This is a genomic window from Sphingopyxis sp. UBA6723, assembly GCF_002454115.1.
In the GTDB taxonomy this organism is placed as follows: Bacteria; Pseudomonadota; Alphaproteobacteria; order Sphingomonadales; family Sphingomonadaceae; genus Sphingopyxis.
This window is the reverse complement of the sequence record NZ_DKIH01000013.1, coordinates 423,056-449,926: the sequence shown is the minus strand read 5'-3', so window position 1 is coordinate 449,926 and position 26,871 is coordinate 423,056. Positions and strand designations below refer to the sequence as shown.

Annotated in this window: 26 protein-coding genes; 17 read left to right on the top strand and 9 right to left on the bottom strand. The window is 64.5% G+C overall.

Features of this window, described 5'->3' with window-relative positions; all coding sequences use genetic code 11:
• Positions 1 to 3: 3 nt before the first annotated feature.
• Positions 4 to 1,656 (top strand): FAD-dependent oxidoreductase, encoded by a 1,653-nt coding sequence (locus tag B4F07_RS15485; RefSeq protein ID WP_293700795.1) that lies wholly within the window; start codon positions 4 to 6, stop codon positions 1,654 to 1,656.
• A gap of 138 nt (positions 1,657 to 1,794) precedes the next feature.
• On the opposite strand, the gene B4F07_RS15480 is transcribed toward B4F07_RS15485, so the two are convergent.
• From B4F07_RS15480 to B4F07_RS15470, 3 genes are all read right to left on the bottom strand, one after another.
• Complete coding sequence (locus tag B4F07_RS15480) at positions 1,795 to 2,967, bottom strand: carboxynorspermidine decarboxylase (RefSeq protein ID WP_293700794.1); 1,173 nt, start codon at positions 2,965 to 2,967, stop codon at positions 1,795 to 1,797.
• Between the two features lie 13 nt (positions 2,968 to 2,980).
• Positions 2,981 to 3,334 (bottom strand): DMT family protein, encoded by a 354-nt coding sequence (locus tag B4F07_RS15475; protein WP_293700793.1) that lies wholly within the window; start codon positions 3,332 to 3,334, stop codon positions 2,981 to 2,983.
• Positions 3,335 to 3,471: 137 nt separating this feature from the next.
• Positions 3,472 to 4,680, bottom strand: a complete 1,209-nt coding sequence (locus tag B4F07_RS15470; protein ID WP_293700792.1) for a saccharopine dehydrogenase family protein — start codon at positions 4,678 to 4,680, stop codon at positions 3,472 to 3,474.
• 64 nt (positions 4,681 to 4,744) lie between these two features.
• Here B4F07_RS15470 and B4F07_RS15465 point away from each other — a divergent pair, with 64 nt between their 5' ends.
• The 8 genes from B4F07_RS15465 (at position 4,745) to B4F07_RS15430 (ending at position 10,833) form a co-directional block, all read left to right on the top strand.
• Positions 4,745 to 5,734, top strand: coding sequence for a threonine ammonia-lyase (locus B4F07_RS15465; RefSeq protein ID WP_293700791.1), 990 nt, complete (start codon positions 4,745 to 4,747; stop codon positions 5,732 to 5,734).
• 56 nt (positions 5,735 to 5,790) lie between these two features.
• Entirely contained in the window at positions 5,791 to 6,228 is a 438-nt protein-coding gene (locus B4F07_RS15460; RefSeq protein WP_293700790.1) for a hypothetical protein, read from the top strand.
• A 122-nt stretch (positions 6,229 to 6,350) separates the two neighbouring features.
• Positions 6,351 to 7,568, top strand: coding sequence for a DUF3419 family protein (locus B4F07_RS15455; protein WP_293700789.1), 1,218 nt, complete (start codon positions 6,351 to 6,353; stop codon positions 7,566 to 7,568).
• A gap of 2 nt (positions 7,569 to 7,570) precedes the next feature.
• A complete protein-coding gene (locus tag B4F07_RS15450) occupies positions 7,571 to 8,230 on the top strand; it encodes a class I SAM-dependent methyltransferase (protein WP_293700788.1) in 660 nt (219 codons plus the stop codon).
• Positions 8,231 to 8,278: 48 nt separating this feature from the next.
• The gene (locus tag B4F07_RS15445) at positions 8,279 to 8,875 is read left to right on the top strand and encodes a GNAT family N-acetyltransferase (protein ID WP_293700787.1); all 597 of its coding nucleotides are present in this window, start codon (positions 8,279 to 8,281) and stop codon (positions 8,873 to 8,875) included.
• A gap of 2 nt (positions 8,876 to 8,877) precedes the next feature.
• Positions 8,878 to 9,495 carry a sigma-70 family RNA polymerase sigma factor gene (locus B4F07_RS15440; protein ID WP_414711762.1) on the top strand — a complete coding sequence of 206 codons (618 nt, stop codon included), beginning with the start codon at positions 8,878 to 8,880 and terminating at the stop codon, positions 9,493 to 9,495.
• Complete coding sequence (locus tag B4F07_RS15435; RefSeq protein WP_293700784.1) at positions 9,488 to 10,195, top strand: anti-sigma factor; 708 nt, start codon at positions 9,488 to 9,490, stop codon at positions 10,193 to 10,195. The genes B4F07_RS15440 and B4F07_RS15435 overlap by 8 nt, the downstream gene beginning before the upstream one ends.
• A gap of 86 nt (positions 10,196 to 10,281) precedes the next feature.
• Positions 10,282 to 10,833: a fasciclin domain-containing protein gene (locus B4F07_RS15430; RefSeq protein ID WP_293700783.1), complete on the top strand. Its 552-nt coding sequence runs from the start codon at positions 10,282 to 10,284 to the stop codon at positions 10,831 to 10,833.
• 73 nt (positions 10,834 to 10,906) lie between these two features.
• Here the strand turns inward: B4F07_RS15430 and B4F07_RS15425 are convergent, their stop codons facing one another.
• Positions 10,907 to 11,596 (bottom strand): nitroreductase, encoded by a 690-nt coding sequence (locus B4F07_RS15425; RefSeq protein WP_293700781.1) that lies wholly within the window; start codon positions 11,594 to 11,596, stop codon positions 10,907 to 10,909.
• The gene (gene hemA, locus B4F07_RS15420; RefSeq protein WP_293700779.1) at positions 11,593 to 12,813 is read right to left on the bottom strand and encodes a 5-aminolevulinate synthase; all 1,221 of its coding nucleotides are present in this window, start codon (positions 12,811 to 12,813) and stop codon (positions 11,593 to 11,595) included. Before hemA ends, B4F07_RS15425 begins: the two co-directional genes overlap by 4 nt.
• A 202-nt stretch (positions 12,814 to 13,015) precedes the next feature.
• Here hemA and B4F07_RS15415 point away from each other — a divergent pair, with 202 nt between their 5' ends.
• A complete protein-coding gene (locus tag B4F07_RS15415; RefSeq protein WP_293700777.1) occupies positions 13,016 to 13,540 on the top strand; it encodes a hypothetical protein in 525 nt (174 codons plus the stop codon).
• Between the two features lie 4 nt (positions 13,541 to 13,544).
• On the opposite strand, the gene murI is transcribed toward B4F07_RS15415, so the two are convergent.
• On the bottom strand, positions 13,545 to 14,348 hold the full coding sequence (murI, locus tag B4F07_RS15410) for a glutamate racemase (protein ID WP_293700775.1): 804 nt from the start codon (positions 14,346 to 14,348) through the stop codon (positions 13,545 to 13,547).
• A gap of 233 nt (positions 14,349 to 14,581) precedes the next feature.
• Here murI and plsY point away from each other — a divergent pair, with 233 nt between their 5' ends.
• From plsY to B4F07_RS15380, 6 genes are all read left to right on the top strand, one after another.
• Complete coding sequence (plsY, locus tag B4F07_RS15405) at positions 14,582 to 15,187, top strand: glycerol-3-phosphate 1-O-acyltransferase PlsY (RefSeq protein ID WP_293700773.1); 606 nt, start codon at positions 14,582 to 14,584, stop codon at positions 15,185 to 15,187.
• Positions 15,184 to 16,269, top strand: a complete 1,086-nt coding sequence (gene dprA, locus B4F07_RS15400; protein ID WP_293700771.1) for a DNA-processing protein DprA — start codon at positions 15,184 to 15,186, stop codon at positions 16,267 to 16,269. Before plsY ends, dprA begins: the two co-directional genes overlap by 4 nt.
• Before the next feature lie 670 nt (positions 16,270 to 16,939).
• Positions 16,940 to 17,995: a vWA domain-containing protein gene (locus B4F07_RS15395; protein WP_293704881.1), complete on the top strand. Its 1,056-nt coding sequence runs from the start codon at positions 16,940 to 16,942 to the stop codon at positions 17,993 to 17,995.
• 162 nt (positions 17,996 to 18,157) lie between these two features.
• On the top strand, positions 18,158 to 18,763 hold the full coding sequence (locus tag B4F07_RS15390; protein ID WP_293700765.1) for a hypothetical protein: 606 nt from the start codon (positions 18,158 to 18,160) through the stop codon (positions 18,761 to 18,763).
• A 66-nt stretch (positions 18,764 to 18,829) separates the two neighbouring features.
• A complete protein-coding gene (topA, locus tag B4F07_RS15385; protein WP_293700764.1) occupies positions 18,830 to 21,367 on the top strand; it encodes a type I DNA topoisomerase in 2,538 nt (845 codons plus the stop codon).
• Between the two features lie 138 nt (positions 21,368 to 21,505).
• Positions 21,506 to 22,630 carry a lipase family protein gene (locus B4F07_RS15380; RefSeq protein ID WP_293700762.1) on the top strand — a complete coding sequence of 375 codons (1,125 nt, stop codon included), beginning with the start codon at positions 21,506 to 21,508 and terminating at the stop codon, positions 22,628 to 22,630.
• A gap of 59 nt (positions 22,631 to 22,689) precedes the next feature.
• Here the strand turns inward: B4F07_RS15380 and era are convergent, their stop codons facing one another.
• From era to lepB, 3 genes are read right to left on the bottom strand one after another with little or no spacing between them, the layout of a single operon-like run.
• Positions 22,690 to 23,583 carry a GTPase Era gene (gene era / locus B4F07_RS15375; RefSeq protein ID WP_293700760.1) on the bottom strand — a complete coding sequence of 298 codons (894 nt, stop codon included), beginning with the start codon at positions 23,581 to 23,583 and terminating at the stop codon, positions 22,690 to 22,692.
• Complete coding sequence (gene rnc, locus B4F07_RS15370; RefSeq protein WP_293700759.1) at positions 23,580 to 24,260, bottom strand: ribonuclease III; 681 nt, start codon at positions 24,258 to 24,260, stop codon at positions 23,580 to 23,582. The genes era and rnc overlap by 4 nt, the downstream gene beginning before the upstream one ends.
• Positions 24,257 to 25,075, bottom strand: a complete 819-nt coding sequence (gene lepB / locus B4F07_RS15365) for a signal peptidase I (RefSeq protein ID WP_293700953.1) — start codon at positions 25,073 to 25,075, stop codon at positions 24,257 to 24,259. Before lepB ends, rnc begins: the two co-directional genes overlap by 4 nt.
• A gap of 279 nt (positions 25,076 to 25,354) precedes the next feature.
• Here lepB and pgi point away from each other — a divergent pair, with 279 nt between their 5' ends.
• Entirely contained in the window at positions 25,355 to 26,860 is a 1,506-nt protein-coding gene (gene pgi / locus B4F07_RS15360) for a glucose-6-phosphate isomerase (protein WP_293700952.1), read from the top strand.
• Positions 26,861 to 26,871 lie beyond the last annotated feature (11 nt).

The following is a 26,871-nucleotide window of genomic DNA, read 5'->3' as shown; positions in this document are numbered from 1 at the left end:
GCCATGGTCTCCCGATCCGACGTCAATCACACCTTCTCCGACGCCGAACTCGACGAGCTCTGCGCCTTTGGCACCGTCGAATCGCACCGGGCGGGCGACCTGCTGGTCGCCGAAGGAACGATGGCGCCCGACTGCATCATCACCCTGTCGGGCCATACCGATATTTTTGCATCTACCGACGAAGGACGAAAGCGCGTCGGGTGGATGGAGCGCGGGCAGTTCGCAGGCGATTTGTCGGTGCTGACCGGGCAGCGACATCTGTCGCGCGTTGAAATGGGCGCTGATGGGGAGATATTGCGCATCAAGCACGCCGATTTTCAGCGGCTGATCGCGGGCAACTCGCATTATTCGGACATTTTCGTACGGGTGCTGTCGGCGCGGCGCGAGTTCAGCAATCAGCGCGGCTTTGCGGTGACGATCGTGATCGGTGCCGCGCTCGATCGCAGCGTCTATGCGCTGCGCGACCTGCTCGCCAAACATGGTGTCGCGCATCGCTGGTTCGACCCCGCCGACGGCCCGGTCCCTGCGCACCTGCTCGCCGAACGCGACATCAGCGAGGACCAGCTGCCTGTCGTCATCCTTGGCGCTGCCGATATGCTGGTCCAGCCGACCCCCGAACAGCTCGCAGCGGCGCTGGGACTCGACCTGCTCCCCGACGGGGCGACCGCCGATGTGCTGGTCGTCGGCAGCGGGCCGGGCGGACTCGCCGCCGCGGTCTATGCCGCGTCCGAAGGGCTGACGGTCATCGCACTCGACGCGCTCGCGCCGGGCGGACAGGCGGGCACGTCGTCGAAGATCGAGAACTACCTTGGCTTTCCAACTGGCATTTCGGGCAATGAGCTGGCGCGGCGGGCGACGGTGCAGGCGCAGAAATTCGGCGCGCGAATCGCTGCGCCGGTGCGTGCGGCGTCGATCGTGCGCGATGAGGACGCCTATTGCCTGCACTTAGCCGACGGGCGCAAACTGCGCAGCCGCGCGGTGGTCGTCGCCTCCGGCGCGCAATATCAGCGGCTGCCGATTGTGGGGATCGAGGCTTATGAGGGGCGCGGCATCTATTATGGCGCGACGCCGATGGAGGCGCAGCTGTGTGGCAACGCCGAGGTCACGGTCGTCGGATCGGGCAATTCGGCAGGGCAGGGCGCAATCTATCTCGCGAGTGTCGCGAAGAAGGTTTACGTCATTTTTCGCCGCAAAAGCCTGCGCGAAACCATGTCGGAGTATCTGGTCCGGCGGCTGGAAGATCATCCGAATATCGAGATCATCCCGTCAACCGACGTGATCGCGCTGCATGGGGAGGACGGGCTTGCCGGGCTGACCTATCGCGGCCGCGAGACCGGCGAGGAGGGGCATTGCGACTGCCGCTTCCTGTTCCTTTTCCTCGGCGCCAGCCCGAACACCGGCTGGTTGCCGAAGGAAATGGTGTGCGACGAGCGCGGCTTTGTGAAAACCGGCGCCGACATTGCACCGATGGAGCTGGTCAAGGCTGGCTGGTCGCTCGACCGGATGCCGAGCCGCTATGAAACCAGCTGGCCGCGCATCTATGCGATCGGGGACGTGCGCAAGGGATCGGTCAAGCGCGTCGCGTCGTCAGTGGGCGAGGGGTCGGTGGTGGTTAGCGACATTCACCAGGCGCTGGCGGAGGTTGCGGCAACCTGATCCTCCCTGTGGCGAAGCTATGGGGAGGTGGCAGCGCGAAGCGCTGACGGAGGGGCTATAGCGCCGAGGTCGCTGCCCCTCCACCATCGCCTGCGGCGACGGTCCCCCTCCCCATCGCTCCGCGACAGGGAGGAGCAATCAGCTCAACCGCGTCTTGAAATCCTCATAGCCGAATTCGCGGATCAGCTTCAGTTCGTCCGTTTCGCTATCCCACAGCCAGATCGACGGCAGCGGGACGCCGTTGAAGCTGTTGGTCTTGACCATCGAGTAATGCGCCTGGTCGAGGAAGGCGAAGCGCTGGCCAATGCGGGCACCGCCAGGGAGGCGGTAGTCGCCGATGACGTCGCCCGCGAGGCAGGAGGGGCCGCCGAGGCGGGTCGGCATGCCCTCATCGCCTTCGCCGAGCATCGCCGGACGATACGGCGCCTCGATCACGTCAGGCATATGACAGGTCGCCGAAATATCGGTGATCCCGATCGGCATGCCATTGTCGAACAGGTCGAGGATCTCGCCGACGAGAATGCCTGCGTCGAGTGCGATCGCTTCGCCGGGTTCGATCATCACGTCGCAGTCGGTCGCGGCGCGCACCTGTTTGAGAAAGGCGATGAGGTCATCGACCTGATAATCGGCGCGGGTGACATGGTGACCGCCGCCGAAATTGATCCATTTGAGCTGGCCGAAAAAGGGCCGCAGCATTGGCTGGACGGCGTCCCACGTGCGCGCCAGCGGCGGGAAATCCTGTTCGCACAGGCTGTGCATATGGATGCCGTCGATCCCCTCCATATGATCGGGGAGCAGCTGGGTGACCGGAAAGCCGAGACGGCTGCACGGCGCGGCGGGGTCGTATTTGGGGACCTCGCCCTCGCTGTGCATCGGGTTGATGCGCAGGCCGATATCGAACGCCGCACCCTGCGCGCGAAGGTCGTCGAGCAACGGACGGAAGCGGGCGATCTGGCCGGGGGAGTTGAAGATCAGATGATCGGACAGCGCCGCGATCTCGGGCAGGTCGGCTTCCTTATAGCCCGCGCAATAGGTGGCAACCTCGCCGCCATATTCCGCGCGCCCAAGCTTGGCTTCATAGAGTCCCGAGGCGCAGACGCCGTCGAGATATTGGGCGACCGTCGGGCCGAGCGACCACATCGAAAATGCCTTGAGCGCCGCCAGCACGCGCGCGCCCGACGCGTCGCCGATATGGCGCAGCACCGCCAGATTGGCGCGCACCTTTGCCGCGTCGACGACAAAGGCGGGCGAGGGAACGCAGCTGAGGTCGAAGCTTGCGAAAGCTCCGGGATCGCCGGCACGGGTTTCCATGGTTTGCTGGTTCCTATGAGGCCGTAATCGGCCCCTTGAAGATGAAGAAGGCCCCCGCCGCGATAAAGCAAAAGCCGACGAGATGGTTCACGGTCAGCTTCTCACCGAGCCAGAAGACCGCGAACCCGGCGAATATGACGAGGGTGATGACTTCCTGCAAGGTCTTGAGTTCGGCTGCGGTGTAAACGCCGTAACCGATGCGGTTTGCCGGGACGGCGAGGCAATACTCGAAAAACGCGATGCCCCAGGCGATCAACACCGCGAGCCACAGCGGCCGCGACATATCGCCGAGGTGTCCATACCAGGCAAACGTCATGAAGATGTTCGAGATGATGAGCAACCCGATGGGGGCGAGATAGGCGGTCATGGCTGCTCCTGATCGTTAGTTGCTGAGCCCCTGCGAAGGCAGGGGCCCATCACCGAACTTATCGGTACGAAGCCCACGCGGGCCGAAAAACGATCGGGCCGGTGATGGGCCCCTGCCTTCGCAGGGGCTCAGGATTGTCAGAACTCCAGCGGTGCGTCCAGTTCCTTCACTTGCCACGGCAGGCCGTGCTGGTTCAGCATCGCCATGAACGGATCGGGGTCCATCTGTTCCATGTTGAACACCCCGTCACCGCTCCATGTGTTGGTCACCATCATCGCGGCGCCGATCATCGCGGGGACGCCGGTGGTATAGCTGACCGCCTGATTGCCGGTTTCGGCATAGGCATCCTCATGGTCGCAGATGTTATAGAGGTAGAGCGTCTTTTCCTTGCCGTCCTGGCCCAGGCCGGTCGCGATGACGCCGATGTTGGTCTTGCCCTTGGTCGTTTCGCCCAGGCTCGACGGTTCTGGCAGCACGGCTTTCAGGAATTGCAGCGGGATGATTTCGCGCCCTTCGTAGATCACCGGATCGATGCGCGTCATGCCGACGTTCTGCAGCACGTTGAGGTGGGTGATATAGGCCTCGCCAAAGGTCATCCAGAAACGAATGCGCTGGATTTCAGGAAGGTGCGTTTTCAGGCTTTCGATCTCCTCATGATACATAAGGTACATCGTCTTTTCGCCGACCGCTTCGAAGTCGAATTTCTGCTTCACCGACATCGGCGGGGTTTCGACCCAGTCGCCATTTTCCCAGTGGCGCGCGACCGCGGTGACTTCGCGGATATTGATCTCGGGGTTGAAGTTGGTCGCGAAATGCTGGCCGTGGTCGCCGCCGTTGCAATCGAGAATGTCGAGCGTGTCGATGCGCGCGAAATGATGTTTTTTCAGCCAGGTGGTGAACACGCTGGTCACGCCGGGGTCGAAGCCCGAACCGAGCAGCGCCATTAGCCCCGCATCCTTGAAACGGTCGTGATACGCCCATTGCCAATGATATTCGAACTTCGCCTCGTCGCGCGGTTCGTAATTGGCGGTGTCCATATAATGGGCGCCGGTCGACAGGCACGCCTCCATGATCGTCAGATCCTGATAGGGCAGCGCGAGGTTCACGACATGCGTCGCGCCGATGTCGCGGATCAGCGCCGCGGTCGCGTCGATGTGGTCGGCGTCGACTTCGGCGGTCTTGATCGTCACGCCGGTGCGCGCCAGCACCGATTCGGCGACCGCGTCGCATTTGAACTTGCGGCGGCTGGCCAGCGTGATGTCGGGAAAGATGTCGGGGTTCATCGCCATTTTGTGCACCGCGACCGAACCGACGCCGCCTGCGCCGATCACCAGAACCTTGCTCATCGAAAAATCTCCTGCGCCTACCTATGCGGCTTGTCATGTATGCCCGGCCCTATAGGACGAAGCCATGACACAGCAAAGCCCCGATCCCTTGCTCGACCCGAACCGCGCACCCACGCTCGCGGGTGTCGAACGCGCCGCGGCGAAAGTCGCTGCGCTGCTTCCGCAAACGCCGCTGTTGCCGATGGAGGTCAATGGGCGGACGATCTGGTGCAAAGCCGAATGCCTGCAACCCGTCGGCGCCTTCAAGATCCGCGGCGCCTGGCACCGGCTGACCGATCTGACGCCCGAGCAAGCGGCGGCAGGAGTGGTCGGGGTGTCGAGCGGCAATCATGCGCAGGGGGTCGCCTGGGCGGCGAAGCGACTGGGTATCCCCGCGACGATCGTGATGCCGAGCAATGCGCCCAAGATGAAGCTGGCAGCAACGCGGGCGCTGGGCGCCGAGGTGGTGCTGTACGACCGCGTGACCGAATCGCGCGACGCGGTGGCGGCGAAATTGCTCGAAGCGAGCGGCGGGACATTGGTTCATGCCTATGGCGATCCGTGGATCATCGAGGGGCAGGGGAGCGCCGGGATCGAGGCGCGGGCGCAGCTGGCGGCGCGCGGGATTGCTGGACCCGACAAGGTGATCGCTTGCTGCGGCGGCGGCGGATTGTCGGCGGGGCTGGCGCTCGCCTGTCCCGATGCCGAGATCGTCGCGGTAGAACCCGAAGGCTGGGACGATGTGACGCGCTCGCTAGCGGCTGGCGAAATCCTGTGGGTCGAGGATCTGGCCTATCCGACCGAATGCGACGCGTTGCAGACCCCGCAGACTTGGCCGATCAATTTCGCGGTGCTGCAAGCGCGTCGGGTGCGCGGGGTTGTCGTGACCCGCGAGGAAGTGCGCCACGCGATGCGCGTCGCGTTCGAGCGCCTGCATCTGGTCGTCGAGCCCGGCGGCGCGGCTGCGCTGGCCGCGGTGCTCGCCGGCAAGGTCGAGTTGGGCGACGCAACATTGGTCACTTTGTCGGGAGGCAATGTCGACCCGGAGCTTTATGCCGAGATAATCGCCGGGTGACGCCGAACGGAATATCTGCTCCAATTGGTGCGTTGGAACGGCGAAGGAGAAGCAAGATGCAAAAGAGCGTGATTCTGGCCAGTGCAGCGGCGCTGGTGTTGCTGACCGGATGCGAAAAGGCCGAGGCACCCGCGCCCGCCGACACGACCACAACCGAAGTGCCGGTCGAGACTGCGCCGTCCGAAGGCGCTGAAGCCACCGCTGCCGCGGCGCACCGCTATGCGGCGTGGGCGGGCAAATGGACCGGGGTCGAGGGCATGTATGTCACGATCACCGCGGCTGAGCCCGGCAAGTACAAGCTCGAGATGCAGTCGGACCTCGACACCAAAGGCACCTATGACGGCGCCGACAGCGAGGGCGGCATCACGTTCGCGCGCGGTGCCGAAACCCTGACGCTCGCGGCTTCGACCGGCGACGCGACCGGCCTGAAATATCTGGCGGGCAAGAAAGATTGCCTGAAGGTCAAGGATGGCGAGGGTTATTGCCGCGATTGAAGATGACTATCCGGCGATAGTTTATTTATCGCTGTCGCCGGAATGTCACCAATTCTTCGCGAAAATCGCACGAACCGCTGTCATCGGCGACCGGGATCTACCTTGACCCGGGAGCCCCATATATGGCCAGCCAGCCCAACCAGAAAATAGCCGCCGCCGTCGTCCGCGAGGATGCCGGACACAAACAGCGCCTGCTCGACCGGGCATTCGCGTTCGCGTTCAAGGGCTTGGTTTATGCGCAAATATGGGAGGACCCGGTCGTCGACATGGAGGCGCTGGCGATCGAGCCGGGCAATCGAATCGCTACGATCGCCAGCGGCGGCTGCAACGTCTTTTCCTATCTGACCGCCGGTCCGGCGGAGATTGTTGCGGTCGATCTGAACACCGCGCATGTGGCGCTGAACCATCTCAAGCGTATCGCGATCCAGCGGCTCCCCGACCACGATAGTTTGCATCGCTTTTTCGCGGACGCCGACAACGGCGCCAACATTGCCGCCTATCGCGATTTTGTCCGACCGCACCTCGATGAGGTCAGCCGCCGCTATTGGGAGGGACGCGACCTGGTCGGGCGTCGCCGTATCAACGGCTTCGCGCACGGGCTGTACAAGCGCGGCCTGCTCGGCAGCTTCATTGGCTTAGCACATATGGTGGCGCGGATGCACCGGATCGATCTGCGCCAATTCCTCGAAGCAAAGACGATCGAGGAGCAGCGAGTGATTTTCAACACGAAGTTGGCCCCGTTTTTCGACCGCAAGTTCATTCGCTGGATCACCGACCAGCGCTCGTCACTTTTCGGGCTGGGCATTCCGCCTGCGCAATATGACGCGCTTGCCGGAGGCAAGCCGATGGCCGACGTGCTGCGGGCGCGGCTGGAAAAGCTGGCGTGCGACTTTCCGCTCGAAGATAATTATTTTGCCTGGCAGGCGTTTGGGCGCCGCTATGGCAGGGGTTCGGCGGCGTCGCTGCCCCCCTATCTTCAACCGGCCCATTATGACGCGGTCAAGGACCGGGCCGCGCGTGTGACGATGCTGCACGCGAACATGACCGACATGCTTGCCGCCGCCGATGCAGCCAGCTTCGACCGCTATATCTTCCTCGATGCGCAGGACTGGATGAGCGATGCTCAGCTCACCGCGCTGTGGGCCGAGGTCACGCGCACCGCCCGGCCCGGCGCGCGCGTGCTGTTCCGCACCGCCGCCGAACCCAGCCTGCTGCCCGGACGCCTGCCGGAGACGCTGCTCGACCGCTGGGACTATCGCGCCGCTGAATCGCGGGGCTACACCCGGCGCGACCGGTCGGCCATTTACGGCGGGGTTCATCTCTACATCCTGAAAGACTGACCATGGCGACGGGGGAGGGGCACGCCGCGCGCATGGACGGGGTGTATCGCGGCCAGCGTCATATCTATGACCTGACGCGCAAATATTATTTGCTCGGCCGCGACCGGTTGATCGATGAACTGGGACCGCAGCCGGGCGCGCATGTGCTCGAAATCGGCTGCGGTACCGGGCGCAACCTGATCGCCGCGGCGCGCTGTTGGCCCGGAGCGCATTTCTATGGCATCGACATTTCCAATGAGATGCTGAAAACCGCCCGCGCATCAATCGCACGCGCCGGGTTGAGTCAAAGAATCCGCGTTGCCCAGGGTGACGCCACGGACTTCGATCCGAAAATCCTGTTTCGCATCCCCAGCTTTGATCGGATTTTCCAAAGCTATACGCTGTCGATGATTCCCGACTGGCAGGGCGCGATCCGCGAGGCGGTGCGCCATTTGTCGCCCAATGGCGCGCTGCATATCATTGATTTCGGCCAGCAGGAGCAAATGCCGGCATGGTTCCGCGCGGCGTTGTTCGGCTGGCTGGCACGCTTTCACGTCGCGCCGCGCGCTTTGCTGGTCGAGGCGGCGCGTGAGGTCGCAAACGACGTCGGCGGGCAATTGGCGGTGGCCCGGCTTTACCGGGACTATGCGTGGTCATTGCGGCTTGAGAAACGGCTGCGCTAACCCTTGCCAAACGGCGCGTCGCCTGCTCCGTTCGGCACCGGAGGCGCGATGATCCAAACTATTCTGCCGGTGCGACTCACCGAAGCCGCGGGCGTCGTCGAAACACTGGCGCAAGCGTTCCAGACCGACCCGGCGCTGTCGTGGATATTGCCCGACCCCGACCATCGCGCGTCCGCGCTGCGCAGCCTGTTCCGCACCCTCGTTCCGGCCGACATGCGCGCTGGCGTCGCGCTGCGCTCCGCCGGAGACGAAGCGGCGGCACTGTGGCGCGCACCGGGGCAGGCGCATGGCGGGACGCTGGAATTCCTGCGCACCGTTCTGCCGCTGATCGCGACCTTCGGCACCGCCTTGCCGCGTGGGCTGAAGGTGCAAGGCGGCATCGATGCGCATCGTCCCAAGGGAGGATTCTGGTACCTCCATTATGTCGGGGTGCGCACCGCACATCAGGGTAAAGGACATGGCGGGCGGATCATCCGCGCGCAAACCGCGGTCGCTGACGCCGAAGGACTGCCGTGCTGGCTGGAAACCGCGACCCCGGAAAATGTGCCGCTTTATGAGCGTCTGGGCTTTGTCACGCAGGTTGAATGGGACGTGCCGGGGGGTGGGCCGCATTTTTGGGGCATGATGCGGGCGTCCGCCGCTTGAATATTCCCGTCATCTCTCTACGACTTGACGGTGTGGACGGCACGCAATGGTCATCAGGCGCAGACGAGGCGCGCGCGCAGCTGACGGCGGCGCTGACCGCCGTCGGGCGCGGCGACCGCGCGGCATTGCGCCGGGTCTATGACATGACCGCCGCGAAACTATTTGGAATCTGCCTCCGTATCTGTGGCGAGAGGGCCAGCGCGGAGGATGTTTTGCAGACCGTCTATATCAAGGTGTGGGAGCGGGCGGGGCAGTTCGATGCCGCGCGCGCCAGCCCGATCACCTGGCTGGCGACGATCGCGCGCAATGGCGCGATCGACTGGCGGCGGTCGGTTGCCGGGCGGACGGTGCGCGACACCTTACCCGAACAGGCGGCCTTTGCGGTGGCCGACGACAGCCCGCTTGCGGACCAGTCGTTGGTCGCGGCGGAGGAGGGCGAGCGGCTCCACCATTGTCTGGATGAACTCGAAGAACGAAGCCGCGCGTCGATCCGCGCCGCCTTTTTTGACGGATCGACCTATGCCGAGCTGGCCGAACGCGAAAATGTGCCGCTGGGGACGATGAAAAGCTGGATACGGCGCGGGTTGCTGCGCCTGAAGGATTGCCTTGGCGATGGATGACCATCTGACGCCCGCCGAGGAGCGCGACGCGCTCGCCGCCGAACTGGCGCTTGGCCTGCTCGAAGGGCAGGCGCGCGCCGATGCGCTGCGCCTTTCGCTCAGCGATCCCGCCTTCGCGGCGCTGGTCGCGGCGTGGGAGGCGAAGCTGGCGCCGCTGCACGGCGAATGGGCCGACGCGCAGCCGGGCGCTGCGGTGTGGAGCGGGATCGAACGGCAACTGGCGGATGCGCCCGCCGACAAGGTCACGGCAATCGAAACGCGCCTGCGCCGGTGGCGCACCGGGGCGCTGCTGTCGGGCGCCGTCGCGGCGGCGCTGGCGCTGGTGCTGATCACACGGCCTGTGCCGACGCCCGCGCCCGCCGCACCGCAGCTCGCGGTGGCGCGGATCGAAAGCGATGCGGCGGGGCCGCTGGTGCTCGCGCGCTATAATCAGAGCAATGGCTTGATGCAGCTGCGTATCCATGGCTTCGAGCCCGGCGCGCTCGCGCCAGAACTGTGGGTCATCCCCGAAGGCGGCACGCCCGTCTCACTCGGGCAGATCGGCCATGCGGGCGAGGCCGAAATGACGATGCCGCCGCCGCACCGCCTGCTCATGACCGAAGGCGCGACGCTGGCGATCACGATGGAGCCGGTGTCGAAGACCCCGCACCCGGCACCGAGCGGCGCCGCGGTCGCGTCGGGAAAAATCATCACGATCTGATCTTTCTGTGCATCCGGTAACGGGGTGCCGCCGTAGCTGCGCCGCATTCCACATTTCCGGGGTGCCAGAAACCAGAGGATCGTATCATGAAACTTTCCAAACTTTCCGCGTCGCTCGCTGCTTTGATGATGGTTGCCGGGGGCGGCGTTGCGCTGGCGAACCCGATGGTCGGCGGTGCCGCGATGTACGAAACCAAGAATATCGTCGAAAATGCCGTCAATTCAAAAGATCATACGACGCTGGTCGCCGCTGTGCAGGCCGCCGGGCTCGTTGACACGCTCGCCAGCCCCGGCCCGTTCACGGTGTTCGCACCCACCAACGCCGCGTTTGGCAAGCTGCCCGCCGGCACTGTCGACACGCTGCTGAAGCCGGAGAATAAGGGCACGCTGACCGCGGTGCTGACCTATCACGTCGTGCCCGGCACGCTGACCGCCGCCGATCTGGCCGCCAATGCGCAGGCCAATGGCGGCAAGGCGACGCTGACGACCGTGCAGGGCGCCAAGCTGACCGTGTGGGGCAAGGACGGCAAATGGTATGTCACCGACGCCAAGGGCGGCAAGGCGCAGATCACCATCGCCGACGTCAAGCAGTCGAACGGCGTCATCCACGTCGTCGATGGCGTTTTGCTGCCGGGCTGACCCCTTCGTCCGGCACAGGTGCGGTCCGTCCTTTCCCTCCCGGGACGGGCCGCATTGTCGGCGACCGATCAGATCAGTCCTCGAACCCCACGAAGCGTGCGGCATCGGCGACGCTCTTTCGGTTCGACACCACGGCGTTGGCGGGGAAATCGTCGTCGGGCCAGCCCATCGCGACGCAGATCATGATCACCTGATCGTCGGGAATTCTCGCATGCTCGCGCACCACCGGGCTTTGCATGATGCCCTGGCTGTTGATGACGCAGCCCAGCCCGCGCGACCAGGCGGCATTGACCAGCGCATTGGTCACCGCGCCGCAATCGAAGGGCGCGATGTCGCTGCCGAGCAGGACGCGATCATAGGTTACAACGATGCTGACCGGCGCATCGAACTGGCGAAAGCCGCGCAGCACCCAATCCTGTCGCCCGTCCTTGTCGTCGCGCTCGATCCCCATCGCGCCAAACAATTGTTTGGCAACCTCGATCTGGCGGCCGCGATGTTCGTCGGGAACGACGTTAAAGGTCCGAAATTCGCGGCTGTCGGGTTTGCCAGCCAGAATGCCGTCGGTATTGCCGCGGCGGATCGCGTCGAGCGGCTTGCCGGTGACGACCGAAAAATTCCAGCACTGATTGTTATAGGATGAGGGCGCGCGCATCGCGACCTCGATGATCTCCGCGATCAGTTCTTTGGGGACAGGCTTGTCGAGGAAGCCGCGGATCGAGCGGCGCCCCAACACGACATCGTCAAAACCGACTGCCTCGCTCACGCGGCTTTCGCCAGCCCCAGCTCTAACCGGCCCCAGATTTCGACAAGCGCAGTGGTCAATTCACGCATCATCGCTTCGTCATGCGCCGGACCCGGCGTGAACCGAAGCCGCTCGGTTCCGCGCGGCACGGTCGGGAAGTTGATCGGCTGGACGTAGACGCCATATTCGGCGAGGAGGATGTCGCTGATTTTCTTGGCGCGCACCGGATCGCCGACCATCAGCGGGACAATGTGCGTCGTCGAGTCCATCACCGGAAGTCCCGCATCGCGGAAGCAGGCCTTCAGGTAGGCCGCGTTGGCCTGTTGTGCCTCACGCTCGGCGCTCGATTGCTTCAGGTGGCGCACGCTGGCCAGCACCCCGGCAACGAGCACTGGTGACAGGCTGGTGGTAAAGATAAAGCCCGGCGCATAGCTGCGGATCACATCGATGATATTCTTGTCGGCGGCGATATAGCCGCCCATCACGCCAAACGCCTTGCCCAGCGTACCTTCGATAATCGTCACCCGGTCGGCGGCTTCGTCACGGTCGGTAATGCCGCCGCCGCGCGGGCCGTACATGCCAACCGCATGGACCTCGTCGCAATAGGTCAGCGCGTTATATTTGTCGGCGAGGTCGCAGATTGCGTGGATCGGCGCGACGTCGCCGTCCATCGAATAGACGCTCTCGAACGCGATCAGCTTGGCCGCTTCGGGATCGTCCTGCGCCATCAATTCTTCGAGATGCGCGAGATCGTTGTGGCGCCACACCCGCTTTTCGCAGCCCGAGTTACGGATGCCCGCGATCATCGAGGCGTGGTTGAGCTCGTCCGAGTAGATGATGCAGTTGGGCAGCAATTTGCCGAGCGTGCCGAGCGTCGCTTCGTTCGAGATATAGCCCGAGGTGAACAGCAGCGCGCCGTCCTTGCCATGCAGGTCGGCAAGCTCATGCTCGAGGTCGACGTGATAATGGGTGTTGCCGCCGATGTTGCGGGTGCCGCCCGAACCGGCGCCGACGTCGTGCAACGCCGCTTCCATCGCTTCGACAACTTTCGGATGCTGGCCCATCGCAAGATAATCGTTCGAGCACCACACCGTGATCGGCTTCGGCCCGTTGTGCCCGGCAAAGCAGCGCGCGTTAGGAAATGCGCCGCGGTTGCGTAAAATGTCGATGAAGACGCGGTAGCGCCCCTCTTCGTGCAGCCGGTCGATCGCGCGAGCGAAGATGTCGTTATAGTTCAAGGTTCGGCCCCGCAGTCAGGTTCCCGCGCCGCTCGTGGAGGACAGCACTTAACAGGCGGGCCAATAACGGTGATTCAGGCTGAAATCCAGTGCGAACGATTCGCAAGTCATTGTATCGATCACTGTGATCAAATGCACCGGTATATTGACCGCGGGCGGCTATGCCGCGAACCAATAATCGCGAAAAAGGAGCAAGGTCAAAATGCGCCTCCCGACCATGGCTATATTGTCAATCGCCGCTGGAATATCCCTGTCGCCACCCGCTCCGGCGTCGGCGCCGGCTCCGTTCGATGGGGCGTGGATGACCTGCGAAACCTATAGTAGGGCGGAGATATGCTCCTACAAATTGCTGGCTCAGCGCGGCAGCCGAGTTTGCGGCGTTCAGCGCTATTTTGCGACGAACGCCTATTACGAGCAGCGATTTGTTGGCACGGTAAAGGACAAGGTCGCGCAAATCGAGAAGATCTGTGGCGATCCGGGATCGGAGACCGACACCTATTGTGCTGGTCGGGCGCCGCGCGATGCGGCCAAAATCGGGTGGGGTACGTCCAGCGAACGCTTGTTCCAGTGCCGCGGCCGATTGTTCAGCACATCCAGCGATGCGCCCGCCAGTTGTCAGGGCGTGACGCCCGGCATGGGGATGCCGCGCGTTCGCAGTCTGGGCGAACAAGGGCCGCAGCCGGAAGATCGCGCCTGGTTGGCGGCCTGCGCTGCGGGGCGCGAGTGATGCGTCAAATCGTCTCGATGCGGTCGATGCCATAGGGCGCCAAGGTGGCGAGCGGCGGTGGTGGGCGGTCGGCACTGCGCGTGAACAGCGCGATGCCGGGAGTTGCCGAGGCGGGCCATGGCTGGCCCAGCGTCAAGGCGGCAATCCGCCGAGCGATCCCTTCGGCGCCGTCGATCAGGATTACGCCGGAACCGGCCGCTGCCTGTAATTCGTCGGCCAACAAAGGGAAATGGGTACAGGCAAGCACGATCACATCGATCGCGTCACCCTCCGGTTGATCGCGAAGCCCGGCGATGGCGCGCGCGATCACCGCTGGATCGACCGGTTCACCGCGCAGCTTCGCCTCGGCACCAGTGACCAGCCCGGGGCTGCCGTGGCGGAGCACGGTCTTGCCCTGCGCAAAGCGCGCGCTGAGGTCATCGACATAAGGCTGGCGCACCGTCGCTTCGGTGCCGAGGACGCCGATAACGCCGCTTTTGGTGAGCTGCGCTGCGGGCTTGATCGCGGGGACGGTGCCGACGATCGGCAGGTCCAGCGCGGCGCGAACATGCGCGAGCGCGATGGTTGAGGCGGTGTTGCAAGCGATGACCGCAAGGCGTGGCTGATAGCGTTCGACGAGACGCCCGAGCAGCGCCGGGACGCGCGCGGCCAGTTCGGCCTCACTTTTCTGGCCATAAGGCAGACCGGCATAGTCGGCGGCATAAACGATGGGGGCCGTCGGCAACAGCGCCCGGGTGGGGCCAAGGACGGAGAGGCCGCCGAGGCCGGAGTCGAAAAACAGGATGGGGGCGTGCGCGGCGGGGTTCATGTGCGGCGCGTAGCAGGGGGGAAGGCGCGGCTCAATCTGTTCCAACCCGGGCATTTTGTCATCCCGGCGAAGGCCGGGATGTCGCCGTATCAGCCTGACGCAGCGTTGAGATCCCGGCTTTCGGCGGGATGACGATTGTTAATGCTCGTCCGATTTGGCCCCATCCACGTCCGAATCCGTTGATTGCGTCCGCCAATTTCGCCAGTATCACCATGAACGGAGCAAGGATTGCCATGACGAATTTCTTACTGATCGCCATGGGCTATCTGCTCGGCTCGATCCCCTTTGGTGTCATTCTGACGCGCCTGTTCGGTGCGGGCGATCTACGCCAGATCGGTTCGGGCAATATCGGCGCGACCAATGTGCTGCGCACCGGGCGCAAGGGGCTGGCGGCGGCGACGTTAATCCTCGACGGCGCAAAGGGCGCGGTGGCAGTGCTCCTGGCACGGCATTTCGTCCCCGAACTTGGCGATCAGGGCGCGATGATCGCGGGCGCGGCGGCGATGATCGGCCATTGTTATCCGGTGTGGCTGAAATTCCGCGGCGGCAAGGGGGTCGCGACTTTGCTTGGCCTTGCGCTCGCGCTCGCCTGGCCGATTGGGCTGATCTTTGCTGCGGTGTGGATTGGAACGGTGTTGTTGCTGCGCATTTCCTCGCTCGGCGGAATGCTGGGGGCGGTCGCGGCGCCGATTGCGGCGCTGGCGCTGGGTTATCCGGTGTATGCGACCGGCCTCGCGGGGCTTGCCGTGATTGTGCTGTGGCGGCACCGCGAAAATATCGCGCGGCTGCGCGCCGGTACCGAGCCGCGGATTGGCGGCAAGAAGGACGCAGCGGCGTGACCCCAGCCGAACGGCTGGCGCGGCTGCGGTTGATCCGTACCCCGCATGTCGGCCCGGTCAGTTGGCACCAGCTGATGCAGCGGTTCGGATCGGGCGAAGCGGCACTCGACGCACTGCCCGATCTGGCGCTGCGCGGCGGGGCAGGGAAGGTCAGGATCGCGCCGGTCGATGTTGCCGAGCGTGAGCTGGCCCGCGCCGCCGACCTGGGCGCGCGACATATTTTCAGCGACGAAGCCGATTATTCGCCGCTGCTGCGTGCCGTCGAAGGCGCGCCGCCGGTGATTATCGTGCGCGGCGACACCGCGATGCTCCGCCGCCCGTGCATCGCGATCGTCGGCGCGCGCAACGCCTCGGCGGTCGCGTGCCGCTTTGCGCGCCAGCTCGCTGTCGATCTCGCGGCGCGCGATGTGACGGTGGTCAGCGGGCTGGCGCGCGGGGTCGATACCGCGGCGCATATCGGCGCGCTCGGCGGATCGACGGCGGGGGTGATCGCGAGCGGCATCGACATCGCCTTTCCGCCCGAAAATGCCGCCCTTCAGGAAAAGATCGCGACCGACCAGTTGCTGATCGCCGAACAGCCGCCGGGCAGTGAACCGCTGGCGCGACATTTCCCGTCGCGCAACCGGATCATCGCCGGGCTGGCGCATGGCACCGTGGTGATCGAGGCGGCGCCGCGCTCCGGATCGCTGATCACCGCGCGCCGCGCTGGCGATTATGGGCGCGAAGTGATGGCGGTGCCGGGCTCGCCGCTCGACCCGCGTGCGCAGGGCTGCAACCTGCTGATCCGCGAGGGCGCGACCTTGATTCAGACTGTCGATGACGTGATCGAGGCGGTGGGGCCGATCGATACGCGGATGGTGCGCGAACCGGTGCACAGCTATGCGGCGGTCCCCACCAATGCCGATGCGGGCGACGGCGACCGACGACGCGTGATCGACCTGCTCGGTCCGACCCCGGTGGCTGTTGATGAACTGGTGCGGCAATCGGGACAGGCGGCGGCAATCGTCCAGCTCGTCCTGCTCGAACTCGAACTCGCCGGACGTCTAGAACGCCACGCCGGAGCCAAGATTTCTCTCGTGTGACGCCGGGCATAGCGCCCTAAGCATTGGCGATCGAACCATTCATCGCGGTTCAGCCACGGTTCAGCGGTCGAGCTTCAGTTTCATGATATTGTGTTACATTGCGGGGATTGGGATGATGCGAAGCGCGTTACTGACAAGCGTGACGATGGTTGCAGTGCTGGCGTCCGCGCCCGGGCCGATGCCCTTTGCCACGGCGCAGGCCAGGTCGGTTGAGGGCCAGGGTTTCTGCCGCACCGCCGATCCGCTGCCGCGGCTCGATCCGGAAGTTCAGCAGCAGCAATCGAACGGAAGCACGAAAACCGAGGGCGGCGGCAAGCGTGATCGTGAGGCCGTTGCCATGGCATCCGAACCCGCACCGCCAGCGCCACCGCCTCCGCCACCGCCACCGGTCATGACGCCTCCCGGCTATGTCGATGCGAGCGGCACAGCGGACGTGGTAGTCACTGGTTCGCGAATTGGATCTTCGACATCAGAGTTGCCAAGAGCAGAGCCAACGACCGCATTGTCGGACTCGGAACGGTCGGCGGCCCCACCGGTGCCAGGGTCATTTGACGCCCGCGTTTTGCCGCCGCGACGCCCGGATCCAAGGCCGCGTCCGCAACCCCAGTCGGGTATCCTGACCGCGGGCGAGCATGACGATTTGCTCAACCCAGAGCTTTACGCTGCCTATGTGAACCGCAGCGCCAACTTGGGGCAGGAGGTGCTTAGCTTGCCGCGCGTCGACACAACACGGGTCGTGACGGTGAAGGTCGCCGATCGCAACGGCCAGCCCATTCCCTTTGCCGACGTCGTCGTGACGTGCAGCGACGGCAACAGCATCACCATGGCGACGCAGGCCGACGGCAGCGCGGTCTTCTTTCCAGGGCTCGACCGGCTGAGCGAACGGATCACGGTCACCGCGCGCAAGGCGGGGCGGACTATCGCCGATTCGCGTCCGGTGCTGGTTGCCAATGCCGCCGGGGGGCAACAGGTCGGGCTGACGGCCAATCAGGCCGCGACCAAAGTGACCAAGCTCGATCTGATGCTAGTCGTCGATACGACGGGTAGCATGGGCGACGAGATCAATTATTTGCAGTCTGAACTGCGGTCGATCATCAGCGCGATCACTGCCAAGCATCGTACGCTCGATATCCGCATCGGCTTCGTCTTCTACCGCGACCTTGGCGACGAATATGTCACGCGCACGGTCGCGTTCGATCGCGATGTCGGGCGGGTGCAAGGCGCGCTTGCGCGCCAGAGCGCGAATGGCGGCGGCGATTATCCCGAGGCAATGGATCAGGCGATGATCCGCGCCGTTGGGCAGGATTGGCGTCCCGACGCGGTAAAGTCGCTGTTGCTGGTGGCCGACGCGCCGCCGCATGACGACAAATTCGGGCGGACTTGGCAAGCCGCCGAAGCGGCGCGCGCCAAGCGCATCCATATCACCCCGGTCGCGGCATCGGGCGTCGCCGACAAGGCCGAATATGCGATGCGCGCGATGGCGGCAGCGACCCAGTCGCGGTACCTGTTTCTGACCGACGACAGCGGCGTCGGCAACCCGCACGCGCCGCCAGCCATTGACTGCTATCTGGTGACCAAGCTCGACGCGCTGGTGCGCCGCGTGATCGACAGCCAGATCAGTGGCCGCCGCATCGAGCCCGAGGACCAGGAAATCATCCGCAGCGTCGGCAAATATGATGCGGGAAAATGCGTCCTGCCCGCCGATTTCAAATGGCAGGAGGGGTGATGGTTTGATCCTGACGGCGGTCGTTCCGATAATCTCTTGACGGAAGGACGGCACGCCCGCCACCCTCGCACACAGGCATGCGAGGGGGAATATCGATCCATGCAATTTGATGCGAGCCTGCTGGTTCCGACTCTGCGACGAAGCTGGGATACGGCGGCCGCCATGCCGGGCACTATCCTGGTCGGCTGGCTGGCGACCGCCGTCGCAGGGGTTGCTTCGGACGTTGCCTTTGAGCGGATGGGCGACGCGGCAAGTTTCGTCCTGATCGTCTATGGCATTTTGATCACATTCGTTCAGGTATGGATTACCCGGGAAGCCTTTGAACAGGTCGGGGTTACGCCCGCCCTGCCGGTCGTCAATTCTTTGAGCGTCTATTTGCAGGGTCTGTTGATCGGGCTTGGAGTGGTGCTGGGGCTCGTCCTTTTTATCTTGCCGGGGTTCTACGTTTTTGCGCGGTGGTACCTCGCGAGCGCGCTGCTGGTGCGTGATGGCGGTGGGCGCCGGGCTGCGATGCGGCAGAGCTGGGATATGCTGGCGGCTCACTGGCCCGCCGCGCTGGGCGTCGGTTTGATCCTTGGCGTGCTGTCTGTCGCGCCACTGGTGCTGGGGGAGGTGGCTCCGGCGCTCGTCGCCGAATATGGGTTTGGATGGTTGCTCGCGACCAACCTTGTCGCAGCGGCGGGGATCGTGGGTGGCTATCTGGCAGCGGTGAGCCTGTTGCTGAACATCGAACAACCCGCTCCCGCCTTGCAAGAAATTTTCGGTTGACGCGGCGCGCGGCGACGCCACCCTCACGCGTACGTACGTAAGGGACAGCAAGGACTAAGGTTTTTCATGCAGTTGGTAATTGTGGAATCGCCCGCAAAGGCGAAGACGATCGAGAAATATCTGGGACGCGATTTCAAGGTGCTCGCCTCCTATGGCCATGTCCGCGACCTGCCGCCCAAGGACGGGTCGGTCGATCCCGACGACGGCTTTGCGATGCAGTGGCTGCTGTACCCCGACAAGGCGAAGCGGATGAAGGAAATCCAGGATGCCGCCAAGGGCGCTGACCGCCTGATCCTCGCGACCGACCCTGATCGCGAGGGCGAGGCGATCAGTTGGCATGTGCAGGAATTGCTGCGCAGCAAAAAGGCGTTGCCGGCATCGGTTGATCGGGTGACGTTCAACGCGATTACCAAGGATGCGGTGCTGACCGCGATGGCGGCACCGCGCGCGCTCGACGAGGATCTGATCGACGCCTATCGCGCCCGCCGCGCGCTCGATTATCTGGTCGGCTTTACCCTGTCGCCGGTGCTGTGGCGCAAGCTGCCCGGTGCCAAATCGGCCGGGCGCGTCCAGTCGGTGACGCTGCGCATGATCGTCGAACGCGAGCGCGAGATCGAGGCTTTTGTTGCGCAGCAATACTGGTCGATCACCGGGCTGTTCGAAATGTCGGGAACGCCGTTCAAGGCGCGGCTCGCGCGCTGGCGCGGCGACAAAATCGAACGGCTGACGATCACCAACGAAGCCGATGCACGCGCTGCCGAGGCCGATGTAAAAGCGGGTCATTTCACTGTCGATGTGGTCGAGACCAAGCCGCTGACGCGCAACCCGCCGCCGCCGTTCACGACCTCGACCCTACAGCAGGAAGCGGCACGCAAGCTCGGCTTCTCGGCCAGCCACACGATGCGGATAGCGCAGGGTTTGTATGAAGACGGCGCGATTACGTACATGCGGACCGACGGCGTCCAGATGGACGGCAGCGCGATCAGCGCGGCGCGGAAAGCAATCGCGGACCGCTACGACGGCGGCTATGTTCCCGATCAGCCGCGGCAATATCAGACCAAGGCCAAGAATGCGCAGGAAGCGCATGAGGCGATCCGTCCGACCGATTTTTCGAAGGACAAGGTCGGCGGCGGCGACCATGCGCGGCTGTACGAGCTGATCTGGAAGCGCGCGATGGCGAGCCAAATGGCGTCGGCGCGGCTTGAGCGCACCAGCATCGACCTGACCGACGGCACCGGCAAGACGATGCTGCGCGCGACGGGTCAGGTGATCAAATTCCCCGGCTTCCTGGCGCTCTACGACGAAGGCCGCGATGACAGCGAGGACGAGGATGCGCGCCTGTTGCCCGCAATGGCCAAAGGCGACGCGCCGGCCAAGACCGGGGTCGAAACCGAAAGCCACGAGACCCAGCCGCCGCCGCGCTATTCGGAAGCGAGCTTGGTCAAGAAGATGGAGGAGCTCGGCATCGGGCGCCCGTCGACCTATGCGTCGATCCTTCAGGTGCTGAAGGACCGCGAATATGTGACGGTTGAGAAGAACCGGTTCATGCCGGAAGAGAGTGGGCGATTGCTCACGGCGTTCCTCGAACGCTTCTTCACCCGCTATGTGCAATATGACTATACCGCCGGGCTTGAGGAAGAGCTTGACGATGTGTCGGGCGGCCGCGCGCAGTGGCAGGCGGTGCTCGAACGCTTCTGGCGCGATTTCAAACCGCGCACCGGCGAGGTGATGGAGCAAAAGCCGTCGGAGATTACCGCGGAGCTCGACATCTTCCTCGGCCCCTATCTCTTCCCCGACAAGGGCGACGGCACCGACCCGCGCATCTGCCCCAATTGCGGTACCGGCAAGCTGGCGCTGCGCGGTGGTAAGTTCGGGCCGTTCATCGCGTGCAGCAACTATCCCGACTGCAAATATACGCGCAAATTTGCGCAGCCGGGCGGCAGTGACGGCGCCGACACCGGCCCCGAGACGATGGGCAATGATCCCGACAGCGGGCTGGAAGTCACCAAGCGCAGCGGGCGCTTCGGGCCGTACATCCAGCTCGGTGACGGCAAGGAGGCGAAACGCTCGTCGATCCCCAAGGACATTCCTGTGGAGGATTTCGACCTCGACTATGCGCTGCGGCTGCTCAGCCTGCCGCGCGAGGTCGGGACGCATCCCGAAAGCGGCAAGGTCATCATGGCAGGGCTGGGGCGCTATGGCCCGTACCTGCTCCACGACGGCAAATATGCCAAGCTGACCGGGACTGCCGAAATCTTCGACATCGGCATGAACGCGGCGGTTGTCCGTATCGCGGAAGCGGCGGCGGGCGGCGGACGCGGGCGAACCAAGGCCGAGCCGCTCAACACTTTCGGCCCGCACCCGACCAGCGGCGGTGAGATGAAGCTGATGGAGGGGCGCTTTGGCCCTTATGTCACCGACGGTACGACCAATGCCACGCTGCCCAAGTCGATGGAGCCCGCCGCCTTGACGCTGGAAGAAGCGATCGCATTGATCGACGCGCGCGCTGCGAAGGGACCGGCGAAGGGGAAGAAGAAGGCGGCGCCGAAGAAGGCGGCGCCGAAGAAGAAAGCTCCGGCGAAAAAGGCCGCGGCGACGGAATAGACCGCCAACAAATATCGTCTTCCCGGCGCAGGCCGGGAACTCGCCGATGGTGTTTGACGCTACGGTGAGATCCCGGCCTTTGCCGGGATGACGCACTGGTTTGAACGTGATAGCAAGGCGCATCGGGGGAGACTGTCGATGCGCCACCTGCTTACCGCCGTCATGCTCACCATGCTCACGGCCTTCGCGCAACCAGCTGCGGCGCAGCAGGCAGGCCGCCTGATCTCGGCCGACCCGATCGTCGATACCCCCGCCGGGGTGCAAGCATGGCGCGTTCGCTATTGGACCCCGAATCAATATGGCCAGCCGCTTGCCGTGACGGGCATCGTTGCGGCGCCGCGCGAGGCGATCCCGCCGCGCCCGCGCCGCGTCATCGCCTGGACCCACGGTGCGTGGGGTGTCGCCGAAAAATGTGCGCCGTCGCTCAGCCCGAACTTCTTCTCCGCCACCGCCGGGATCGATGCGGTCAGCCGCGGCTATGTTGTCGTCGCGCCCGATTATATCGGGCTCGCCAGCCCGACGATGCACCCGTTTCTGGTCGGTCCCGATACCGCGCATTCCGTGCTCGACGGGGTGCGGGCGGCGCGCGAGATTTCAGGTGCTGCGGCGGGCAGCGACTTTGCCGTGTGGGGCGAATCGCAGGGCGGCCATGCCGCGCTGTGGACCGCCACCGCGGCACGATCCTATGCGCCTGACCTGACCCTGATCGCCACCGCCGCCGCCGCCCCGCCAACCGATCTCGCCGCCAATCTCCGAGACGGCAGCGACAAGAACGCCCGCGCGCTGCTGCTATCGTTCGCGCTGCATAGCTGGTCGACCCTCTACGGTTTCTCGATGGACGGCGTCGCAAACCGCACCAACCAAGGCATCATCACCCGGCTGGCGCAGAATAATTGCGTCAGCCTCGACAAGAAGCCCAAGCTCAGCACGATCCTGGGCATCCTGACCATCGTCCGCGCGACGAAGAACAAGGATATCGCGAAGATCGAACCCTTCGGCAGCTTCGCGCGCGCCAACAGCGTCGATGCGGCGCGCGTGCCGGGACCGCTGCTGATCGCGCAGAGCCGCAACGACACGATCGTCGCGCCGTCGGTGACGCGCAAATTCGCCAAGGCAGTGTGTCGGCGCGAAACCGCCATTCGCTGGATCGATATGTCAGGCGACCATGGCAACAGCGCGCGCGAAAGCGCGCAGGAAACGATCGGCTGGATCACGTCACGCTTCGACGGCAATCCAGCGCCGAATGATTGCCGGCGGATCTAAGGTCATCGTCATCGCTTCGCTTCGCTCGCAATGACCGACGTGAAGGTAAAAAACTGCCCTCAATCCACCCAATCGAGCCCCATATCCCGATAGACGCTGCGGTCCTCGTCCCAGTTCGCCTTAACCTTCACATGCAGGAACAGGTGGACCGGGCGCCCGAGCAATTCGGCGAGCTCGGCGCGCGCCTTGCTGCCGATTTCCTTGATCCGCTCGCCCTTGTGGCCGAGGATGATCGCGCGCTGGTTGTCGCGCGCGACCAGAATCTGCTGGTGGATTTCGGCGCTGCCGTCCTTGCGCGTCGTGAATTTCTCGGTCTCGACGGTCGACTGGTAGGGCAGCTCTTCGTGAAGCTGGCGATAGAGCTGCTCGCGGGTGATTTCGGCGGCGAGCATGCGTTCGGGGGCGTCGCTGACCTCGTCCTCGGGGAAGTGCCACGGCCCCTCGGGCATCAGCTTTGCGAGCGTTGCCTTGAGTTCAGGAACGCCGTCCCCGGTGCTCGCCGAGACGAAGAAGGTTTCGTCGAATTTGACGCGCTCGTTTAGCGTCGTCGCGGTGGTCAGCAGCTTGTCCTTGCGCGTCAGGTCGACCTTGTTGAGCACAAGGAACTTCTTTTCGGGCCGTCCCTCGATCCCCTGCAGCACGCGCTCGGCGCGTTCGCCGAGCTTCGCGGCGGCGTCGATCATCACCAGGATCGCTTCCGCCTGATCAAGGCTGTTCCACGCCGCGGCAACCATCGCGCGGTCAAGGCGGCGGGTTGGGGCAAAGATGCCCGGCGTGTCGATCAGCACGATCTGGGTTTCGCCGTCCATCGCGACGCCCATCAGGCGGGTGCGCGTCGTCTGCGCCTTGGGGCTGACGATCGCGACCTTCTGCCCAACGAGCGCGTTGACGATCGTCGATTTGCCCGCGTTGGGCGCGCCGACAACGGCGACAAATCCGCAGCGGTGGGTCATATCTTCATTCCTTCAAGTTCGGCGAGCAGCGCCGTAGCGGCCGCCTTTTCGGCCGCCTGTTTGCTGGTGCCTTCGGCCTCGGCGCGGGCGAGCTTGCCGATGCTGACCGCTACGCGGAAGCGCGGCGCATGGTCAGGCCCCTCGCGCGCGACGATTTCATATTCGGGCGGACGGCGTTTGCGCGCCAGTGCCCATTCCTGCAGCGCCGCCTTGGGATGTTTGGGCGCCACCGCCTGTCCATCGATCATCTCTCCCCAATGCGCGAGGATGAAGGCGCGCGCGGTATCAATGCCTTGATCGAGATAGAGGGCCCCGATCAGCGCCTCGATCGCGTCGGCGGCGATATTGTCGCTGTAGCGGCCACCGTCATTGCGCGCCTGCGCGCCAAAGCGGATCAGGTCGGTGAGGTTCAATCGCTGCGCAATCGCGGCGCAGGTCGCGCCCGACGCCAGCACATGCAGCCGCGACGACATCTCCCCCTCGCTGGCGGTCGGATAGCGGGTGTAAAGTTCGGAGGCGATGACGAGGCCGAGCACGCGGTCGCCCAGAAACTCCAGCCGCTGGTAATCGGCGCGCCCGGTGCTGCCGTGGGTCAGCGCCAGTTCGTACAGCGTCAGATCGTCCGGGGTGCTGCCGAGGATTTCGGCGAGCGCCCCGGTGTCCAACTTATCGGTCAAAAACCGTCCCCGATGCGGCTCCAGCGCGCTGCGGTAAACCAGCTGATCGGGTTGATCCAGCTCGCCGACCCGTCGGTCGAGAACATGCCGACCAGCGCCTTGCCGACCAGATTTTCCTCGGGAACGAGCCCGATGCCCTGATTTTCCATCGCCGGGAAACGGCTGTCGGCGCTGCGGTCGCGGTTGTCGCCCATCATGAACAAATGGCCATCGGGGACGACGACGAGCGGCGTATTGTCTTCGGGGATGTTGGTGATGTCGAGGATCGCGTAGCTTTTGCCGCTGGGCAGCGTTTCGCGAAACTGCTTGTAGCGGCACTGGCGCTGGCCATCGGCGGCGACCTCTTCGAATTCCATCGCGTAACAGGGCAGGGTGCCCATCGCGCGCGATGCTTCGATCATGTTCTCGGTCACCGGGATGACAAAATCGGGCATGGTTTCGCGCTTCAGCGGCTTGCCGTTGAGCCAGACGATGCCGTCCTTCACCTGCACGCTGTCGCCCGGCAGACCGATGACGCGCTTGATATAATCATTATCGGCGCTCGGCGGTGCCTTGAACACCGCCACGTCGCCGCGTTCGGGCGTGCGCGCGAAAACGCGGCCAGGGATCAGCGGCACGCTAAACGGCAGGCTGTATTTCGAATAGCCATAGGCCATCTTGTTCACGAGCAGATAGTCGCCGATCAGCAGGCGCGGCTGCATCGATTCCGATGGAATATTGAACGGCGACAGGAAAAAGCTGCGGAAAATCAGCACCGCGATCGCGAGCAGCGCGAGGAAGCGGACGGTGTCGACCGCTTCTTCCTTGGCCGACACCGGTGCGGGTGTCGGAGCAGACGGGGGGGGCTGGCTGGCGGGTGCGTTATCGGCGGTAATGCTGGCTTCGGTCATGCCGCGGCATTGGCGATGAATAGGTTGCCACGTCAAGCAAATATCGGCGGATGACGCTGGCGCGGCGAGCGTGGCGGACGTATGGACTGAGCCATTATTCATCCCGTTCGCATCGAGCGAAGTCGAGATGCCCATCGGCTGAGCATGGCTTCAGGGTGTCTCGACTTCGCTCGACACGAACGGAGAGCGAGGGAAGCCCTTATGATGACCACCGCCGACCAAGCCTGGCAGGCGCTCGCCGACTGGCAGCCGCAGAAACTCACCGACCTAGTCGCGGCTAACCCCGACGCACGGTTGCAGGCGCTGGTGCGCAGCGTGGCGAACATCCGCTTCGATTTTGCCAAGACGCACCTGGATGACGCTGCGGTCGCGATCCTCTCCAACCTGGCCGCAGCGCAGGATTTCGACGGTCGGCGCAAAACCTTATTCTCTGGCGGCATCGCCAATCCCACTGAGAACCGCGCCGCCGAACATAGCGCCGAACGCGGCGACGGCGCCCCCGACTCGGTCCACCGCGCGCAGGCGCTGCACCAGCGGATGCGGATGATGATTGACGCGATCGAGGCGGGGGCGTTCGGCGAGATCCGCCACCTGCTGCACATCGGCATCGGCGGATCGGCCCTCGGTCCCGATTTGCTCGTCGACGCGCTGGGACGCCAAAGCAACCGCTATGACGTCGCGGTGGTGTCGAATGTCGATGGCGCCGCGCTTGACGAGATTTTCGCCAAGTTCAGCCCCGAACATACGCTGGTCGCGGTTGCGTCGAAAACCTTCACCACCACCGAAACGCTGATGAACGCCAATTCGGCGCTGCAATGGCTCGACGAAGCCGGGGTCGAAGATCCGCTCGGCCGCTTCATCGCGCTGACGGCCAGTCCTGAGCGTGCGATCGAATGGGGCATCGATGAAACGCGCATCCTGCCGTTCAACGAAAGCGTCGGGGGACGCTATTCACTCTGGTCGTCGATCGGCTTTCCTGCGGCGCTCGCGCTCGGCTGGGACGCGTTCGAGGATATGCTCGAAGGCGCGGCGGAGATGGACCGGCATTTCCGCCTTGCCAACGGTGCCGACAACATCGGCCTGCTCGCCGCCTTTGTCGATCAACTCTACGCCAACCGGCTGGGGAGCCAGACGCGCGCGGTCTTCGCCTATGATGAACGGCTGCGGCTGCTGCCCAGCTATCTGCAACAGCTGGAGATGGAATCGAACGGCAAGTCGGTGACGCTGGACGGTCAGCCGCTCGCGCAGCAAAGCGCGCCGATCACTTGGGGCGGGGTCGGCACCGATGCGCAACATGCGGTGTTCCAGCTACTCCATCAGGGGACACATCTCGTGCCGGTCGAGTTTGTCGTCGCGCGCGAGCCCGACCATCTGCTCGACGACGCGCATCATGAAACGCTGGTCGCCAATTGCATCTCGCAGGGGGCGGCGCTGATGACCGGACGCAAGAGCGACGATGGCGCGCGCAATTATCCCGGCGACCGTCCGTCAACGACGATCCTGCTCGATCAGGTGACCCCGCACGCGCTGGGCGCGCTGATCGCCTTTTACGAGCATCGCGTGTTCGCCAATGCGGTGCTGCTGGGGATCAACCCGTTCGACCAGTTCGGTGTCGAGCTGGGCAAGGACATGGCGAAGGGGCTGGCCGAGGGGACCGTCGAATTCGACCCGGCGACGCAGGCGCTGATGGCGGCGGCGCTGGGCGAATGAGACCGCGCCAC